Source organism: Pseudomonas sp. SDO524_S393 (genome assembly GCF_054071875.1).
In genome coordinates this window covers 122,746-140,299 of sequence record NZ_JBSVVZ010000003.1, presented here as the reverse complement: position 1 = coordinate 140,299, position 17,554 = coordinate 122,746, and the positions used below count along the sequence as shown (strand labels likewise).

Annotated in this window: 17 protein-coding genes and 2 pseudogenes; 6 read left to right on the top strand and 13 right to left on the bottom strand. The window is 55.7% G+C overall.

Annotated features, from left to right (window positions below):
* Positions 1-6: 6 nt before the first annotated feature.
* Both kdpA and kdpF read right to left on the bottom strand, forming a co-directional pair.
* Positions 7-1,701, bottom strand: a complete 1,695-nt coding sequence (gene kdpA, locus ACW9IB_RS03005; protein WP_457412254.1) for a potassium-transporting ATPase subunit KdpA — start codon at positions 1,699-1,701, stop codon at positions 7-9.
* Between the two features lie 9 nt (positions 1,702-1,710).
* A complete protein-coding gene (gene kdpF / locus ACW9IB_RS03000; protein WP_003218754.1) occupies positions 1,711-1,800 on the bottom strand; it encodes a K(+)-transporting ATPase subunit F in 90 nt (29 codons plus the stop codon).
* Positions 1,801-2,193: 393 nt separating this feature from the next.
* Here kdpF and eat point away from each other — a divergent pair, with 393 nt between their 5' ends.
* On the top strand, positions 2,194-3,558 hold the full coding sequence (gene eat / locus ACW9IB_RS02995) for an ethanolamine permease (protein ID WP_457412251.1): 1,365 nt from the start codon (positions 2,194-2,196) through the stop codon (positions 3,556-3,558).
* A 112-nt stretch (positions 3,559-3,670) separates the two neighbouring features.
* Complete coding sequence (locus ACW9IB_RS02990; protein ID WP_012722955.1) at positions 3,671-3,838, top strand: DUF2897 family protein; 168 nt, start codon at positions 3,671-3,673, stop codon at positions 3,836-3,838.
* 73 nt (positions 3,839-3,911) lie between these two features.
* Here the strand turns inward: ACW9IB_RS02990 and ACW9IB_RS02985 are convergent, their stop codons facing one another.
* A complete protein-coding gene (locus tag ACW9IB_RS02985; protein WP_457412249.1) occupies positions 3,912-4,760 on the bottom strand; it encodes an urea carboxylase-associated family protein in 849 nt (282 codons plus the stop codon).
* A 15-nt stretch (positions 4,761-4,775) separates the two neighbouring features.
* The gene (locus tag ACW9IB_RS02980; protein WP_457412275.1) at positions 4,776-5,420 is read right to left on the bottom strand and encodes a GntR family transcriptional regulator; all 645 of its coding nucleotides are present in this window, start codon (positions 5,418-5,420) and stop codon (positions 4,776-4,778) included.
* Between the two features lie 131 nt (positions 5,421-5,551).
* Between ACW9IB_RS02980 and ACW9IB_RS02975 the strand changes: the two genes are divergently transcribed.
* Positions 5,552-6,136: a TetR/AcrR family transcriptional regulator gene (locus tag ACW9IB_RS02975; RefSeq protein WP_457412246.1), complete on the top strand. Its 585-nt coding sequence runs from the start codon at positions 5,552-5,554 to the stop codon at positions 6,134-6,136.
* Between the two features lie 19 nt (positions 6,137-6,155).
* Here ACW9IB_RS02975 and ACW9IB_RS02970 read toward each other — a convergent pair.
* Positions 6,156-6,293: pseudogene (locus ACW9IB_RS02970) on the bottom strand (ComEA family DNA-binding protein); the annotation flags it as partial.
* Between the two features lie 94 nt (positions 6,294-6,387).
* Here ACW9IB_RS02970 and tnpA point away from each other — a divergent pair.
* Genes tnpA through tnpC form a run of 3 tightly spaced genes read left to right on the top strand, consistent with a single transcriptional unit; the run spans position 6,388 to position 8,613 of the window.
* A complete protein-coding gene (tnpA, locus tag ACW9IB_RS02965; protein ID WP_145187281.1) occupies positions 6,388-6,705 on the top strand; it encodes an IS66-like element accessory protein TnpA in 318 nt (105 codons plus the stop codon).
* Positions 6,702-7,037, top strand: coding sequence for an IS66 family insertion sequence element accessory protein TnpB (gene tnpB / locus ACW9IB_RS02960; protein ID WP_177009613.1), 336 nt, complete (start codon positions 6,702-6,704; stop codon positions 7,035-7,037). The genes tnpA and tnpB overlap by 4 nt, the downstream gene beginning before the upstream one ends.
* A 49-nt stretch (positions 7,038-7,086) precedes the next feature.
* Positions 7,087-8,613: an IS66 family transposase gene (gene tnpC / locus ACW9IB_RS02955; protein ID WP_457412244.1), complete on the top strand. Its 1,527-nt coding sequence runs from the start codon at positions 7,087-7,089 to the stop codon at positions 8,611-8,613.
* 83 nt (positions 8,614-8,696) lie between these two features.
* On the opposite strand, the gene ACW9IB_RS02950 is transcribed toward tnpC, so the two are convergent.
* The 8 genes and pseudogenes from ACW9IB_RS02950 to ACW9IB_RS02915 form a co-directional block, all read right to left on the bottom strand.
* Complete coding sequence (locus ACW9IB_RS02950; RefSeq protein WP_457412242.1) at positions 8,697-9,227, bottom strand: glyoxalase superfamily protein; 531 nt, start codon at positions 9,225-9,227, stop codon at positions 8,697-8,699.
* 215 nt (positions 9,228-9,442) lie between these two features.
* Positions 9,443-9,658 (bottom strand): annotated as a pseudogene (locus ACW9IB_RS02945) (ComEA family DNA-binding protein); the annotation flags it as partial.
* 136 nt (positions 9,659-9,794) lie between these two features.
* The gene (locus ACW9IB_RS02940; RefSeq protein ID WP_457412273.1) at positions 9,795-11,789 is read right to left on the bottom strand and encodes a polysaccharide biosynthesis protein; all 1,995 of its coding nucleotides are present in this window, start codon (positions 11,787-11,789) and stop codon (positions 9,795-9,797) included.
* Between the two features lie 72 nt (positions 11,790-11,861).
* Positions 11,862-13,049, bottom strand: a complete 1,188-nt coding sequence (locus ACW9IB_RS02935) for a DegT/DnrJ/EryC1/StrS family aminotransferase (RefSeq protein WP_457412240.1) — start codon at positions 13,047-13,049, stop codon at positions 11,862-11,864.
* Between the two features lie 150 nt (positions 13,050-13,199).
* A complete protein-coding gene (locus ACW9IB_RS02930; protein ID WP_457412238.1) occupies positions 13,200-13,835 on the bottom strand; it encodes an acetyltransferase in 636 nt (211 codons plus the stop codon).
* Entirely contained in the window at positions 13,832-14,431 is a 600-nt protein-coding gene (locus tag ACW9IB_RS02925; protein WP_457412235.1) for a sugar transferase, read from the bottom strand. Before ACW9IB_RS02925 ends, ACW9IB_RS02930 begins: the two co-directional genes overlap by 4 nt.
* Positions 14,432-14,437: 6 nt before the next feature.
* The gene (locus ACW9IB_RS02920; RefSeq protein WP_457412233.1) at positions 14,438-15,652 is read right to left on the bottom strand and encodes a glycosyltransferase family 4 protein; all 1,215 of its coding nucleotides are present in this window, start codon (positions 15,650-15,652) and stop codon (positions 14,438-14,440) included.
* A 17-nt stretch (positions 15,653-15,669) separates the two neighbouring features.
* Complete coding sequence (locus tag ACW9IB_RS02915; RefSeq protein ID WP_457412230.1) at positions 15,670-17,523, bottom strand: hypothetical protein; 1,854 nt, start codon at positions 17,521-17,523, stop codon at positions 15,670-15,672.
* Positions 17,524-17,554: the final 31 nt, after the last annotated feature.

Genomic DNA, 17,554 nt, shown 5'->3' with positions numbered 1-17,554 from the left:
TATCCCTCAGAAGCCCATGCTCAGGTGTTCAGCAATCGGGCCCAGCGCCAGGGTCGGCAAGAACGTCAGGCCGCCCACCAGCAAGATGGTCACAGTCAACAGCGTCACGAACAGCGGGCCATGAGTGGGGAAGCTGTTCTGGCCAATCGGAGCGGTCTTCTTCATCGCCAGGCTGCCGGCCAGCGCCAGTACTGGCAGGATGTAGCCGAAGCGGCCGATCAACATGCCCAGGCCCAGCATCAGGTTGTGAAACGGGGTGTTGGCACTGAAGCCGCCGAACGCCGAACCGTTGTTAGCGCTGGCCGAGGTGTAGGCGTAGAGCAACTGGCTGAAACCATGGGGACCGGGGTTGCTGATAGCGCCCGCCGGACCAGGCAAACTGGCGGCGATGGCACCCAGCACCAAGGTGCCCACCGGTATCACCAGCAAGGTCACCACCAGCAACTGCACTTCCTTGGCCTGGAGTTTCTTGCCCAAGTATTCCGGTGTGCGGCCGATCATCAGGCCGGCGAGGAACACGGCGATCAGCACATTGAGCAACATGCCGTACATGCCGGCGCCGACACCGCCGAAGATCACTTCGCCGACCATCATGTTGACCAGCGCCACCATGCCGCTGAGGGGGTTGAGGCTGTCCTGCATGCCGTTGACCGAACCGTTGGACGCCGCCGTCGTTGTCACCGACCACAGCACCGTACCGGCAGTGCCGAAGCGTGCTTCCTTACCTTCCAGCGGCGCGGTTTGCTCCACGGCCGGATTGCTCAGGGTCGGGTTGGGCTGGTATTCGGCCCACAGCGAGGTCGCGCCGCCGATGATGAACAACGCCAGCATGCAGCCGAGAATCGCGCGGCTCTGGCGCAGGTCTTTCACGTAGTGGCCGAAGGTGAACACCAGCGCTACCGGGATCAGGATGATCGCCGCCAACTCGAACAGGTTGGCCCAGGCAGTCGGGTCTTCAAACGGGTGCGCCGAGTTGACACCGAAGAAGCCGCCGCCGTTGGTGCCCAATTGCTTGATCGCAATCTGGCTGGCGGCCGGGCCCAGGGGGATCACTTGATCAACACCCTGCATGGTCACGGCATCCACGTAATGGGCGAAGGTTTGCGGCACGCCCTGCCACACCAGGAACAACGCCAGCACCAGGCACAACGGCAGCAGGCCGTAGAGGGTGGCGCGGGTCATGTCGACCCAGAAGTTGCCCAATGTCTTGGTGGATTTGCGACCGATCCCACGACAAAGAGCGACAAGCACTGCCAGACCGGTCGCCGCGCTGACGAAGTTCTGCACGGTCAGGCCGGCCATCTGGCTGAGGTAGCTCAGGGATGCCTCACCACTGTAGGACTGCCAGTTGGTGTTGGTCATGAAACTGACCGCGGTGTTGAAGGCCAGGGTCCATTCCTGACCTGGCAATTTCTGTGGGTTCAGTGGCAGATAGTCCTGGAACAACAGGATCGCGAACAACAGCAAAAAGCCCGCGAGGTTGAAAGCGAGCAAGGCCAGCATGTATTTCTGCCAGCTCTGTTCCTGATGCTCGTCCACGCCCGACAGGCGATAACAGGCGCGTTCGACAGGGCTGAAGACCGGCGTGAGCCAAGTGCGCTGCCCTTCCATCACCTTGTAATAGAACCGCCCCAGGAACGGTGCCGGCACCAGCACCACCGCAAAAAAGGCAATGATCAGCCAATAGTCATAACTGTGCATGGCCCGCTCCTAGTTCCGATCCGCGCGTAACAGCGCAACCAGCAGATAAATGAACAGCGCCACGGCCAATAGCAGTGACACCCCGTCCAGAACGCTCATGGAAGTCTCTCCGTTTAGCGGCGAGTGCCGCGTGTGGGGCAATTGTCGGCAGGAGTGGCGTAAAGGAACGAGAGCGAGGGGGTAGGCAGGGCGTAAAGACGGCGTAAAGAGTGGGTTTATGCGGGGTTTACAGGGGGGTGTGGGGTATTCAAGGGCCTCATCGCGGGCAAGCCCGGCTCCCCCATTGGAACGCGATCAACTGTGGGAGCCGGGCTTGCCCGCGATGGCGGCAGTTCAAGCACCACCGCCCTTATCTGGTGCAGCGCTGGGAAATTTCAAACGCCAAACCGTCGCACCGGCGACAATCGCGCCGCTTTACGACAATGATTCCCATCCTGGCATGTCCGCTGCAACACCTTGAATCATTCCAACCGGTTCAGGGAGAGCAACACGATGAACACACAACTCAAACCCACCTTGGGCACCCTGCACTTATGGGGCATTGCGGTCGGGCTGGTGATATCCGGGGAGTACTTCGGCTGGAGCTATGGCTGGGGCGTCGCCGGGACCCTGGGCTTCCTGGTGACTTCATTGATGGTTGCCGCGATGTACACCTGCTTCATCTTCAGTTTCACCGAACTGACGACTGCGATTCCTCATGCCGGAGGCCCGTTTGCATACAGCCGCCGTGCCTTCGGAGAGAAAGGTGGCTTGATCGCCGGGCTCGCGACATTGATCGAATTCGTCTTCGCGCCCCCCGCGATCGCCTTGGCCATCGGCGCTTACCTGAATGTGCAGTTTCCAGCGCTGGACCCGAAACATGCGGCCGTCGGTGCCTATATCGTGTTCATGGGCCTGAATATCCTCGGCGTGAAACTCGCCGCCACCTTCGAACTGGTGGTGTGCGTGCTTGCCGTCGCTGAATTGCTGGTGTTCATGGGCGTGGTGGCGCCCGCCTTCAGCTTCAGCAACTTCGCTCTTAATGGCTGGGCCGGTTCCGACACATTCGGCGCGCCAGCGATTGCCGGGATGTTTGCCGCGATCCCGTTCGCCATCTGGTTCTTCCTCGCCATCGAAGGCGCGGCCATGGCCGCCGAAGAAGCCAAAGACCCGAAGCGCACCATTCCAAAAGCCTACATCAGCGGCATCCTGACCCTGGTGATCCTGGCCATGGGCGTGATGTTCTTTGCCGGCGGCGTGGGCGATTGGCGCACCCTGTCGAACATCAACGACCCGTTGCCACAAGCCATGAAAACGGTGGTCGGCGACAGCTCCGGCTGGTTGCACATGCTGGTGTGGATCGGCCTGTTCGGCCTCGTGGCGAGTTTTCACGGCATCATCCTCGGCTACTCGCGCCAGTTCTTCGCCCTGGCCCGCGCCGGCTACCTGCCGTCTTTCCTCGCCAAATTGTCGAGCTTTCAGACCCCCCACCGAGCAATCATTGCCGGCGGCGTGGTGGGTATCGCGGCGATCTACAGCGACGGCCTGATCAACCTGGGCGGCATGACACTGACTGCGGCGATGATCACCATGGCGGTATTCGGTGCCATCGTGATGTACATCATGAGCATGCTTAGCCTGTTCAAACTGCGTAAGACCGAACCCCTGCTGGAACGCACCTTCCGCGCACCGGGTTACCCCATCGTGCCGGGCATTGCGCTGGTGCTGGCGGTGGTGTGCCTGGTGGCCATGGCCTGGTTCAACGCGCTGATCGGGTTGATCTTCCTGGGCTTCATGGTGGTGGGGTTCGCCTACTTCCAGATGACCGCGCAAGACCGTGCCGATGCGCCGGCGGATGCGATGTTGACCGGGCTCTGATCTACTAAGAGGCAGAACGGGCCTACACTGAACTAGTAAGAAAGCCCGTCACTCAAAGCAGTTATTACCGTGGGAAAACTCTCCCACGGCAATCTGCCTCAAGGAGAGCGTTATGCCGTGGTATGCATGGTTGATATTAGTGGTCGCCATCGGGTCGATCGTCGGTGGACTGATGATGCTGCGTGACAGCGCCAACAAAGTGGAACTCACCGACGAACAACGCAAGCGCGTGGCCGAACGCAACGCCCAGGCGGATGCCAAGGATGCGCAGGATCGCTAATCCGCATTGACGTACTTATTGTAGTGAGCGGGCTTGCCCCGCGCTGGGCTGCGAAGCAGCCCCCTTATCGGCCCTACTCCCAATCCGCCTTGGCAATCTGCAACCCGTGCTGCCCCTTGTAGGCAGCACGTTCCGGCTGACTCCAGCCGCCCAGTAGCGCATCCTCCAACCTATAAATCTCCACCCCCAACGGACGACACACCGTCAGCGGGTCCTGTGCATCCGGCCCCCACATCGGCAGCGACAAATCTCCACCGGGGCACGTCGACAACGCACACAGCAAATCAATCTCGGCAAAAAATTCCAGGTAATCGCCCTTCTGCGCCGGGCAGGCTTTCATGAAATACATGTCGTCATGATTCAGGCCCGTGCACTGGAAAATATTCAGCACGTCATGCACGTCGAACTCCGTCAGACCGTGGGGTAAAACCGCGCGGGTCAGGTTCGAGTGGCAATGGTGATGGAAGTCCTCGCCAGTGAGCATGCGGTTCACATACGGATCGCAACGCGTACCCAACAAGTCATGCAGGCGACCGCCGTGCTCATCGATACCGTAACCGGCCAGGCTGTCGTCGGTGATCGTCACCAACGGCCGCAGAAAGGGCAGGTTCGACCACAAGCGGTCATGGGTGCTGACATGCGCGCCCTGCAACTGACGCGTACGCGCCGCCCACAAACGCTCGCGTGGGTCGTTGGCGTTCCACACGTTGAAGTCACCCACCTGCGGACCGACCGGCGTAGTCACACGGAACACATGCCCGGCCGGTACCTTCCACGCCCGGCCCGTACGAGTCGGCACTTCAAACTGCTCGATCAGTGTGCGTTGCTGTTTTCGATCACGCACACGCTCGTAAAACGCCGTGTCGACCTGCAACGCCGAACCTTTACTAACCTGGTAAGCGGCCGGATAGTCTTTGTACATGATGCGGATCCTCGATCAGGGGTGATTGAACAAGGCCAACGACAGGTGTTCCGAATCATCTAGGTACAGGCTCATCGCCTCCCCTGCTGCGCGTTTGTCTAGCTGGACCAAAAGTTGGTAAATCTCACGATCACGTTCCAACCAAGGCGACTGGAAACGCTGCTCATCGGGCGCAGCGCAAAAAGCCAGGCGCAATTGAGCAATGACCTGGGCGAAAAATTCATCGAACAATGGGCTGCGCATCAAACCGACAATCTGCTGGTGGAATACGAGACTGTGAGTAGCCACGGCACGCCAGTCTTCGCGCTCCCGCGCCAGCGTGGTGGCGTCAATGGCGTTTTGCATGCGTTCGGACTGGTCTTCTGTGAGCGGGCCGCTATGGGCGATGGCCTGCAACTCCAACGTGCGACGGACTACAAATAGATCACGCACCTCTGCTCGCTCAAGACGCCGGACCATCACACCCTTATTGCGCACATAACGAGTCAGCCCCTCTTGCCCCAAACGATGCAACGCCTCGCGAATCGTATTGCGCGACGCGTTGTAAGCTTTGACCAACTCCACTTCCACCAATGCCATCCCCGGCAGCAACCGCCCACCGATAATGTCGGCACGCAGTTCCAGGGCGATCTGGTCGGCTAGGGACATGCTAAGCGTCATCACGGCCTCACGATTGTTGAACAATACCTGAAACAAACGTAATCACTTTTCATGCCAATTCAACGGATCTTGTCGTGATGTTTAAAAAGGTCCACCTTCGTTAGAAGGCGGCACGTCACCGAGGCATCCCAATGCGTTATTCACAAGACCATAAAGCCCAGACCCACCACCGCATCATCAAGGAAGCCTCCGTACGCTTTCGCCGCGATGGTATTGGTGCCACAGGGCTACAGCCCTTGATGAAAGCACTGAACCTGACACACGGCGGGTTTTACGCGCATTTCATTTCCAAGGACGAATTGGTGGAAAAGGCGCTGCAGGCCGCAGCTGCCGAGTTGGATGCCCATTGCGAGATGTTATTCAGCCAAGAAAGGCCACTGGAAGCGTTCATCGACAGCTACCTGTCGGAATGGCACCACACTTCACCGGGTGAAGGCTGCCCGCAGCCCACCATGTCATCTGAACTAGGGCTTAGAGGCCAGCAAAGCGCAACGACCGATGCAGTGCTTGGCGCAAGGCTCAAGCAAATAGAAGCAGCACTGGCGGATGGACGGGGCGATGCCCAGGGATTGCTGATGATGTCGACACTGGTTGGAGCGCTGGTGCTGGCCCGAAGTGTCGAAAATCCGGCCCTTGCGGCGCGGATCATGGACGTGGTCCGTGATAGTTTGAAAGCGCAGGTTTGTGAGCCCGAGGATAAAAAGGCCGGTCAATGACCGGCGCTCCTAATACGTATTAGTTGATTTTCAGCCTCTCGCGATTCTTCTCCAGCAATGCCTTGCCGATCCCCTTCACTTCCAACAACTCATCCACCGCAGTGAACGGGCCATTGCTTTCACGGTAAGCGATGATCGCCTTGGCTTTCGCGGAACCGTCCGGCCAAGTCCCCTACCGAACTCCAGCATTAAGGGCGATGGTGTCCGCGTATTTTTAAGCGGACACCATCGCCCTTATCGCTAGGACTATCATGCGCCAACGAAGCTCTTACCCCAAACCATTCAAAGCCCAGGTCGTTCAGGAATGTCTGCAACCCGGAGCGACGATTTCCAGCGTGGCCATCCATCACGGCATCAACGCTAACGTGATCCGCAAGTGGCTACCTGCTTACCGGGATCAATCGCCTGCAACCTTGCCGGCTTTCGTTCCAGTAAAAGTGGTACCAAGGCGAGCAACAGAAGAGATGGTCACCATCTCGCTGCCTCTGGGTGATAAATCCATCACCGTAAAGTGGCCAGCCTCGGATCCGGACGGCTGCGCGTGTTTTATCCGTGGCCTGGCCCAATGATTCGTGTCGATGCCATCTGGCTCGCCACCGAGCCCATGGACATGCGCGCCGGCACTGAGACCGCGTTGGCCAGAGTGGTCGCGGTGTTCGGTGCGGCGAAGCCGCACTGCGCTTACCTCTTTGCCAACCGCCGGGCGAACCGGATGAAAGTCCTGGTGCACGACGGCGTCGGTATCTGGCTGGCGGCGCGGCGCTTGAACCAAGGTAAGTTTCATTGGCCAGGCATCCATCGGGGGACGGAGGTCGAACTCGACCCCGAACAACTTCAGGCACTGGTACTTGGATTGCCCTGGCAACGAGTCGGTGCGGGCGGCGCAATCACATTGCTTTAAACGCTCCTTTCAGCTGTAGCACTCGGGCTGCTTTGGTAAAATCCACGGCATGACTTCCTTACCCGATCTAGACCAAATGACTCCTGAACAACTGCGCGCACTGGCTGCGCAGTTGATGTCCAAGATCCACACGCAGGACAGAAAGATTCATCGTGATGAGACGATCATCGAGCAACTCACTCACGAAATCGCCATTCTCAAACGCCACAAGTTCGCCAAGCGCAGCGAGCAGATCAGCCCGGCGCAAGGCAGCTTGCTCGATGACCTGCTCAATACCGACCTAGAAGCCATCGAGGCGGAGTTAAGAGCACTTCGTCCTGCACCTGCGCAGACAGAACCACGCCAGCAACCCAAGCGTGCACCGTTACCGCCGCAGTTCCCGCGTACCGTGATCCATCACGAGCCAGACAACACCCAATGCACCTGCGGCTGCCAACTTCAGCGCATCGGCGAAGATGTCAGTGAGAAGCTGGACTACACGCCGGGCGTGTTCACCGTCGAACAGCACGTTCGTGGGAAATGGGCCTGCCGCCAATGCGAAACGCTGATCCAGGCGCCGGTGCCGCCGCAGGTAATCGACAAGGGTATCCCCAAGGCGGGCCTGCTGGCCCACGTGATGGTGGCCAAGTTCGCCGACCACCTGCCGCTGTATCGACAGGAAAAGATCTTCGGTCGTGCCGGTCTAGCCATCCCGCGTTCGACACTGGCGCAGTGGGTGGGCCAAACTGGCGTGCAGCTTCAGCCCCTGGTCGATGCGCTGCGCGAAGTGGTGCTGGCCCAGCGCGTGGTTCACGCCGATGAAACGCCGGTAAAAATGCTGGCGCCCGGCGAGAAGAAAACCCACCGCGCCTATGTCTGGGCCTACAGCACGACGCCGTTTTCGGCACTCAAAGCCGTGGTCTACGACTTCAGCCCCAGCCGTGCCGGCGAACATGCGCGTAACTTCCTGGGCACCTGGAACGGCAAGCTGGTTTGTGACGACTTCGCCGGCTACAAGGCCAGCTTCGAGCTGGGAATCACCGAAATCGGCTGTATGGCCCATGCGCGCCGCAAATTCTTCGATTTGCATATCGCCAATAAAAGCCAGTTGGCGGAACAGGCTCTTCACTCGATTGGCGGACTGTACGAAGTCGAGCGAAACGCCAAGGAAATGAGCGACGAAGATCGCTGGCGATTACGCCAGGAAACAGCGGTGCCCATCACCGAAAAACTGCATGAGTGGATGCTGGCCCAACGCGAACTTGTGCCCGAGGGTTCGGCTACGGCCAAGGCTCTGGATTACAGCCTCAAACGCTGGATAGGGCTGACGCGCTACCTGGAAGATGGTGCTGTGCCCATCGACAACAATCAAATCGAGAACCTAATCCGGCCGTGGGCTCTTGGCCGCTCGAATTGGTTGTTCGCAGGCTCGCTACGCAGTGGCAAACGTGCCGCAGCGATCATGAGTTTGATCCAGTCTGCGCGGCTCAATGGGCATGACCCATATGCATACCTGAAGGATGTTCTTACACGCCTGCCGACGCAACGGGCGAGTGAGGTTGATCAGTTGTTGCCACATTGGTGGACGCCTACCTAACCACGTAAGTGGATTTAGGTAGGCGCTATTCCGCTAGCTATAGGATCCGAGACGGATCAGATCCAATCTAGCGTCCAGCAGATTCAGCTTTGGCAGAATCTTATCCGATTACCGAAAGGGTCATAAACCTCCAGAACCTGCCCCCATCCCTGCTGGACAATATCTGGACGACCGTATCCGTACTGTTTGCCAAGTAGCTCATCACGAAGCATTTCGATATTTTGCATCGGAACAAATATCGTCGACCCTGGACTGGCATCACCATGATGTTCGGACAAGTGGAGCTGTAACCCGTTTCGATTGATTCCTAAATACAGCGGTAGATCCGCTTCGAATCGGTGCTCAAACTCGACGCTGAAGCCCAGAAAATCAATATAAAACTCGCGGGCCTTGGTCTCGTCAAATATTCGCAATATGGGAATTGCTTTGTCGAATGTGACAGCGGGTTGAGGATCTTCATCCGGAAGCATCGCTGATGCTACGTTCCAGTCCTTATAGCCCAGTTGCTGTGCCACCAGTTCGAGTGCAACGGAGTGCGACACTTCCTGATTGCGCTTCTCCAACGAAGCACGCAGGCTCTTGGCCATCTGTTTGGCTTTCTGGATTGAAGACATTATTTCTCCTGGAGTCGAAGCATTTTGGTGCTCGCCCTGCCAAACCTCGACCATCAAGAGAGATACGATGTGGTTTGTAAAAATATGCTTTCACCTTTCCTTTACGGAGCGAGCGGCTGGCAGCATCGGCCAGCCTTGATAATACACAACCACTAATAAAGGCGAAAGTTCGTGCCAGCAGGCCGCGTAAAATCACGCAAGGTGGGTTAACCGGGCGCATACGCTTTCGCAGCACCGATGCCGAAAAGGTCACGGCGCAGGGTTTCGGCGTCGGCGGCGTTGAGATTGACCTTGGCGGATTGCTCGGTTTTGGACATTTGGGCGGTGATAGGGGTTGGGGCTTCAGGTTTGATGGATGGTGCTGCGGTGGTGGTGAGGGAGAGAGTGGTAAGGAAGGCGAAGATTAGGGAGGTTAGGTATGGGGTTTGCATTTGACGCTCCATGACATGGATAAGAGAAAAGCAGCTTTCCGAAGCTGCCTCTCAAATTTAGGCGATGGTATGGAGCTGTCAAAAATGTGTCGGTTACAGAATATGAGGCGTAAAACTCAACCCCTCCGGTATTACCTCAAGGATCCATTCGTCGTTTTTGATAGATCCAATCAACGATCTCTCCGTCCGGTGAGTAACCGCTGACTGTCTCCTTCAAAAGTTGCCGCACACGTGCATAGTCGTCAACCGATACAGCCGCCAGTAACAATACTAGGCGATCCTTGAGTACATCCCAGGACAAGTGATCTTCATTAGCACTCATGATCATTGGGTGCTGGGTCGCCTCAACGTTGTCACCAATGAGCAACTCCTCATAGAGTTTCTCACCCGGACGCAAACCGGTGAATTCAATTGCGACGTCGCCAAGCGGATTGCGTTCGGTGCGAATGCTCAAGCCCGAAAGATGAACCATCTTTTCTGCCAACTCTACAATTTTGATGGGCACGCCCATGTCGAGTACGAAAACCTCCCCACCCTGCCCCATCGATCCGGCCTGAATGACTAGTTGCGCGGCCTCTGGGATGGTCATGAAGTAGCGGGTAATCTTTGGATGCGTCACCGTCAACGGGCCGCCAGCTTTTATCTGCTGGCGGAACAATGGAATAACTGAACCTGAGGAGCCCAACACGTTACCGAAACGGACCATGGTGAAACGGGTCGAATTGATGTGCGAGATGTTTGGCTTACCGTGCAACGGCACAATTGAATTTTCCCTGCTCAACGCCTGTAGGATCATTTCCGCCAGACGCTTGCTACTGCCCATGACATTGGTCGGCCGCACTGCTTTGTCGGTCGAGATGAGTACAAAGTTGGCCACACCCGCCTGCAAAGCAGCCTGAGCTGAATTGAGGGTGCCTATGACGTTATTCAGAACGCCCTCTGCAATGTTGTGCTCGACCATCGGCACATGCTTGTAGGCAGCAGCATGATAAATAGTATCTACCCGCCAAGTCGACATGACATGCAACAGCTTGGCAGCGTCACGAACCGAACCCAGTATCGGCAATAACGCAACATTTAAAGCCCCTCGCTGAACGCGTTGCTCTAGTTCGCTAAGGATGCTGTAAAGGTTGAACTCACTGTGCTCGAATAACAACAGCGTGGTGGGTCTGAGGCACATGATCTGCCGGCAGAGCTCAGAGCCGATGGAACCGCCCGCACCGGTAACCATCACTACCTTGCCCGTTACACAGCGTTCGAGCAATCCTTCCTGCGGTGGCACCGCATCTCGACCCAGCAAGTCAGCAATATCCACTTCTTGGATATCATCGACCTTGACCCGCCCACCGGCCAGATCCATGAGACCCGGCACGCTTCGAACGTGCACCGGGAAACCCTCCAGATAGCTCAAGATCTCGCGTCGGCGCGTACGAGTCGAAGACGGAATCGCCATGAGCACTTCCTGGGCGCCTAACTCATCGATCATTCGCTGAATACTGTGCGACTTATAGACGTGTAAGCCAGAAATTACACGGCCGGCAATATCAGGATCGTCATCGATAAATGCCACCGGACGCATTGTGCGGCCCATGCGTAACGCTGCCAACAGCTGATTTCCGGCAGCGCCGGCACCATAGATGGCGACACGTGGTAATCCATCCGAGGGATTGGCAAACGGCACGTGCTGCACTGCTGAGAACCAATCTCGCATGAAATAATGGCGCATCAGCACACGCAACCCACCAAGCATCACCATGCTCAACCACCAATAGTTGAAGATGATTGACCGGGGTACCAGGCTTGCATGGTTGCTGTACCAATAGACCGTTAGCGCCAACAACAACGATGACAAGCCTACCGCTTTAAAGATGACCATAAGGGCATCATTGCCAAAGTAACGCATTACCGCCCGATACATTCCGAAGCGGATAAAGATCGGTATTGCAATCATGGGGGCGGCGAGGAACAACCATGGGTGGTCGAACATCGGCCTACCCGGGTCATCGACCCCCAAGCGCACAATGAATGACATCCAAAGCGCCAACCACACCAGCAGCAAATCGACCACGATCTGCAGTGCGCGTTTGTAGCGCCGTGGCAGTCCCAGAAGGCCTGCTCTTAATTTATCCATCATCAGTAGGGGTCCTGCCTCCGCTTCCCGCGGATCTGAGGCTATATAAAGTAATACGTCGTTTGCTGGGTGCTAGAAACTGTCAATGTTGTGGGCCTGCGCCATCACTTCTCGCAATACGGTGCAAGTCTTGTCCATGTCTCGCTTAGTGAGCGTCGGGTGCACCAGAAACATTAAACTGGTCTCGCCCAGTTCCTTGGCCACGGGTAATGGCTTCGACGGTCGCCAATCGGTTCCATCGAATGCTTTCTCCAAATACACCTCGGAACAGGAACCCGAGAAGGCAGGCACACCACTCTCGAAGATCTCCTTGAGAATGCGATCCCTGCTCCATCCCGCTTTCAAGAAAGCCGGCTCAACAAAAACGTAGGCTTTGTAGGCTGCGTGCAGAACATCCTGCGGTATGCAAGGAACTCGCAGTGCAGGGAACTCGCCTGCAACTGCCCAGACCCTCTCGGCATTAGCCAAACGGTCAGCTTGCCAACTGGTCATCCGTCTCAACTGGATACGGCCAATGGCGGCCTGTACTTCCAACATACGCCAATTGGTGCCGAAGCTCTCGTGCAACCAACGGAAACCAGGAGCGTGCTGTCGTTCGTATACGGCCTCCCAGCTTTTACCATGGTCTTTGAACGACCACATTCGCGACCATAGCGCTCTATCATTGGTGGTGACCATTCCGCCTTCACCACCCGTCGTCATTATCTTGTCCTGGCAGAACGACCAGGCGCTTACGTGACCGATCGAACCAACCATACGGCCTTTATACATGGCACCATGGGCCTGGGCACAATCCTCAATTACCTTAAGGCCATGCTTATCAGCCAGCTCCATGATGGGATCCATATCACACGGCCATCCGGCGAGGTGTACACAAATCACCGCTTTTGTACGGGGGCTTAGTACCGCACGAATAGTGTCAGCAGTAATATTCTGCGAGTCGCGATCGACCTCAGCAAATATCGGTACAGCACCGGCATTGACAATGGATGAGACAGAGGCAAGAAAAGTTCGCGGAGTCACCACAACCTCATCGCCGGCACCAATTTCCAAGGCCTTGAGCGCAAGATCCAAAGCGACCGTTCCATTGGCAAGTGAAACGGCGTACTCAGTACCTACCCAAGCGGCAAACTCACGTTCAAACTCGCGACACTCTTGCCCCGTCCAATAATTGACCTTGTTGGAAAGAATGACATTACGCACGGCATCGGCTTCTTCCTCGGTAAAGGAGGGCCATGGAGAAAAAGGAGTATTCAACACAAATTAAGGCTCTTCACAAAGGAATAAAAGCGCCGATGGCTAACTCGCCGCCACCCACTGCAATAATGAAATAAAAACGTGAGGCCCGGAAAATGGACAGTACCGTACAATTTATTAGCCGGTGCACTCAGCCGACGCAACAGATCAGGTCTACCGAAGCTGCTTGCTGACCAAGACACGCGCAGGGACGCCGACGACTGTCAGCGCGTCAGCCACGTCAGTCGTCACCGCAGCACCCGCTCCGACAACCACCCGTGCACCAATTCGTATCAATTGGCGAACACTAGCACCGATACCCACCCAGCTCAAATCGCCAACGCAGACACCACCCGCCAACCGGGCTCCAGGGCTGACGTGCACTGCAGCACCCAATACGCAGTCATGGTCCACACTACAGCCAGTGTTCAGAACACTCCCCAGACCGATCCGCACACCCACGTTAATTACCGCTTGGGCGAACACCACGGAGCCCTTCTCGAGCACCGCATGACGACTGACAGTCGCCGCAGGGTGCACCAGGCTGCAAAGGTGAGCACCCGCGGCCTGAAGCTCAAGCAACTTACTGTAACGTACAGCGTTATCGCCTATAGCGACGATAACACCGTCAAACCTATCAAGACACTCGCGCAGTGCAGCGGTATTTCCGACAACCGCCCACGGACCGTTGTGTTGAAGCTTGGGCCAGGCATCATCGAAAAATTCAATAGTCTGCCAGCCACAACACTCGGCGGTATCTGCTACAACCTTACCGTGCCCACTGGCACCTAGAATCGCTAAACGTTTCACGACGGGTTACCCGTGAACTTCGACATGGTTGCCTCGCCTTCGGCATTGATACCGTCGCGAACCAGAACCTTTTTAAGCGTCAGGCAAATTACCTTGAAATCCAGCCAGACTGAGCGATTATCGACATACCAGACGTCCAATTTGAACTTCTCATCCCAGCTCAGCGCATTGCGCCCGTTGACTTGCGCCCAGCCGCTGATACCCGGTCGGACTTCGTGTCGACGGTACTGTTCGGCATTATAGAGAGGCAAGTACTCCATGAGCAGCGGGCGCGGGCCGACAAGACTCATATCGCCCTTGAGCACATTCCACAGCTCCGGCAACTCGTCCAGGCTGCTGGAACGCAGTAAGTTGCCGAATGAGGTCATTCGTTCGGAATCCGGTAACGGCTGCCCCTTTGCATCGAATGCATCCCTCATAGTGCGAAACTTGACCATTCTGAACGGCTTGCCGTTCAACCCAGGGCGAACTTGGGAAAAAATGACTGGGGAGCCCAGTTTCTTCCTGATTGCCCATGCAACACCGACAATGATGGGAGCCAGTGCAATCAAGCCTATCAGTGCAAGCACAAAATCAATCACCCGCTTCAATTTCATACCACCTTAAAACAGTATCGACAGGTAATCCTGGGCCAATTTGGAATAACGCCTGTTTTCCAATAGCCATTGACGACCCCGCTCGCCCATCGCCGAGCGCTCTTCAACACTCTTTGATTTCATGTCCCGAACCGCCGCGACCAGCGCATCAACATCCGCCGCAGGAACAAACACTCCACAGCCAGATTCGTCGATCATCGAGGGGTAACCATTGTAGGAGGCAATAATGGGTTTAGCCGCCAACATGTAATCAATGACTTTGTTCAGCGACTGCCCGTAGTCCCACACCTTCGAATCATGGACAGAGAAATACAAAACGCTCCCCTTAACCAGCACAGATTGGACTTGGTTGCGAGACACTTTTTCCGCGAACACTAGGTTTGGAAGATGACCGTACAGGTTCTGATAGCTTTCCTTGAGAGCTCCATCACCCACGATCACAAACTCGACATCCACGTCATCACACATGGTCTGCGCGGCCTCGAAGAAAACGTCCAAGGCATTGGTGATGCCAATGGTGCCAGCGTGGACGACCTTGAACTTTTCACTCGACAGGTAACGTTCAACATATTCGGGCGCAAGCGCTGGGGCCTCAATAAGATGATCCTCAGCAACGCCCATAGGAACGCAGAATACAGGACGATCCAAACCGGTTTCGGCCCTGACATGCTCACGCAGGTTTGGCATGGTGCCGACAATCGCATCGGACTTTCTGTAGGCGATTCGCTCCAACCAAGCCAACCCTTGGACAAAGATATTCCGGTTGCTGAAGCCTCCCTCCTCAACGATCGTCAACGGCCAGATATCGCGCACCTCAAACACCAAGCGGCATTTATACCTGGACCGTAATAACAGACCATTGATAATCGTGAGCAGCGACAGGCTGGAGACGATAATCACATCCGGCCGCTCAAGGTTTGCCTTGTTCAGCCTGAACAGATTCCACTCAAAGTGGAACCAGCTCACGATTCGGCGAAGCGACTTGGCAACGGAGTACTTCATTGTCCTGAGCCAGACTATCTTCACCCCGTCGGCATCTACCACCGTAACCCGCTTGTGCAAAACAGGTACGTCAACGAGATTGTTGGAATCCGATGTAATGACCACGACCGGATGCCCAGCCCGCTTCATCTCGTCCACCAGAAACCAACCACGCCCTCCTGGGCTGGTTGCCGTCTTGGGTGAAAAGTACTTCGTTACGTACCAAATTGTCTTGTTCATTGCTTCAACACGCCCACTCAATCTCTATATAACCGGGGGATCGAGTTGACTGTTTTGATGACCTCGGTGAAATCCATCCCCAGCGCATCGAGGTACCAGCGAATATTCTGGTAGCGCGGTCGATTTTCCACTCCTACCAATTCAAGCGCACGCTCGCGAGTCATTTCGCCTTCGCGAACCTGATTACTACGGAACGTATCATGCTCAGAGAAACCTGCGACGAGGTAATAAATGTAGTTATAGAGGCCGGCCGTACCATCCCCAATACGCCATGTGGTGCTGGTATCAATAGCAGTTTCCCAGCCATAGTCATTGATCAGAGTGTCATCGATGACCTTCTCATCCCAACGCCAGTAGTCGAAGATATGGTAGTAGTCTTTCTTCTCAGTGAAGCTGCGGTAGTACTCGCCAGATAACGTATCCCACAGCGAACTGTTGAAATAACCTGGGCTCTTGAGCATGGCTTTGAAACGCAAGCTTTGATACTCCATCTGCTTGCGCCAACCGTGCATGTAAACACGCTTTTCTTCAAATGCAGGAGGAACACCGAGAAAGCCGGCCTTGAAGTGAGTCACTTCAAGTGGGTTGACACCCCACAAGTTCAAGCCCACACCCGTTTGCTGCTTAACTGTTTCAATGTGGCGGAAGAAGTGCTTATCGCCGGCGGTCAAGATACTAATCATCCCCAGGTGAGGGGCCTTGAGCCACGCAGCAAGGTTGACCGCAATATTTTTGCGTTTTTTGGCAATATCATCAGCAATGATAATGTTTTCTACGCCCAATTCGGCACTCATACGACTGATGTTACGCCGCCCAAGATCAGTCACCATCCCCCAGTCATAGGTGTAGGTCACCGCATTCATCTTCAATTCTTTGACAATCAGGTGCAGGCCATAGCAGCTGTCTCGCCCGCCAGAGAAAGGCACGATGCAATCTGTCGCACCCGCACGACGATAGGACTCCACAAGGTTGAATAGTTCTTCCTTGGGCTTGGGTACGTTACGCGGCGTGTAGTTGTGACAATAGTTACACACGCCCTCCGAATCAAACTCAATAAAAGGCATCGTCTCGGGCAGAATACAGCGTGTGCAACGGCGCAAATTAGGCTTGGGGTATTGGAGAAGGTTTTCTTCCGACGTAATAAACTGGAACGGAGGAATCAAGTTATGCACACGCTGATTGCGATCGTTGATCGCGATCTTGTCTGCCGCCGGTAAGTCCAGCACTACACCTGTTTCTCTGATTTGGCGAATGTCTATGCACCCAATCTGCGTCAGAGGGAACATCTCCGAAGAAAAACACACTCCGTCCTTAGATGCGCCGATATAAAGGCTGCCGTTGTTGGAAAACAAAAGCGCTTTACCGAGTCGAGGAACAACGATCGCACACGCAATGACACCGACACAGAGAGAAAGTATCTTCTCGGCCAGACCGTCCAGACTATCGTTATTTTCTTCGAGGTGTTGCTCAGTAATTGCAGCAATGACCTCACTATCGATTTCAAGCGTGCGCTGAGGTTTGATCTGTTGCCAGACGTCAGCATCATTCACGATGATGCCGTTGTGAATGACACAAATCCCACCCCGAACAACGGGTTGGTTATCGGAGAGGCCATTTGTGATCAGACGGCTATGACCCAGTACAAAAGGCGCGTCGAACGGTTTGACTTCCGACAGCAGTTTCTTTATGTCATAGTCGGCCCGCTTGACCTGATAATCCGACGCGTCAGCGTAAATGAGACCGCTGGAATCGCGACCACGCTGCCTGGCATGCAACGCCAATGTAATCAGGCCTTCTTTACTGACCTTGCTCTCCGCAATAACCCCAAAAATCCCACACATAGCATAGCCCGTATTAATTAATTGTCCCACGATGACTCAGTGGGTTATTGCCTGCTTGACC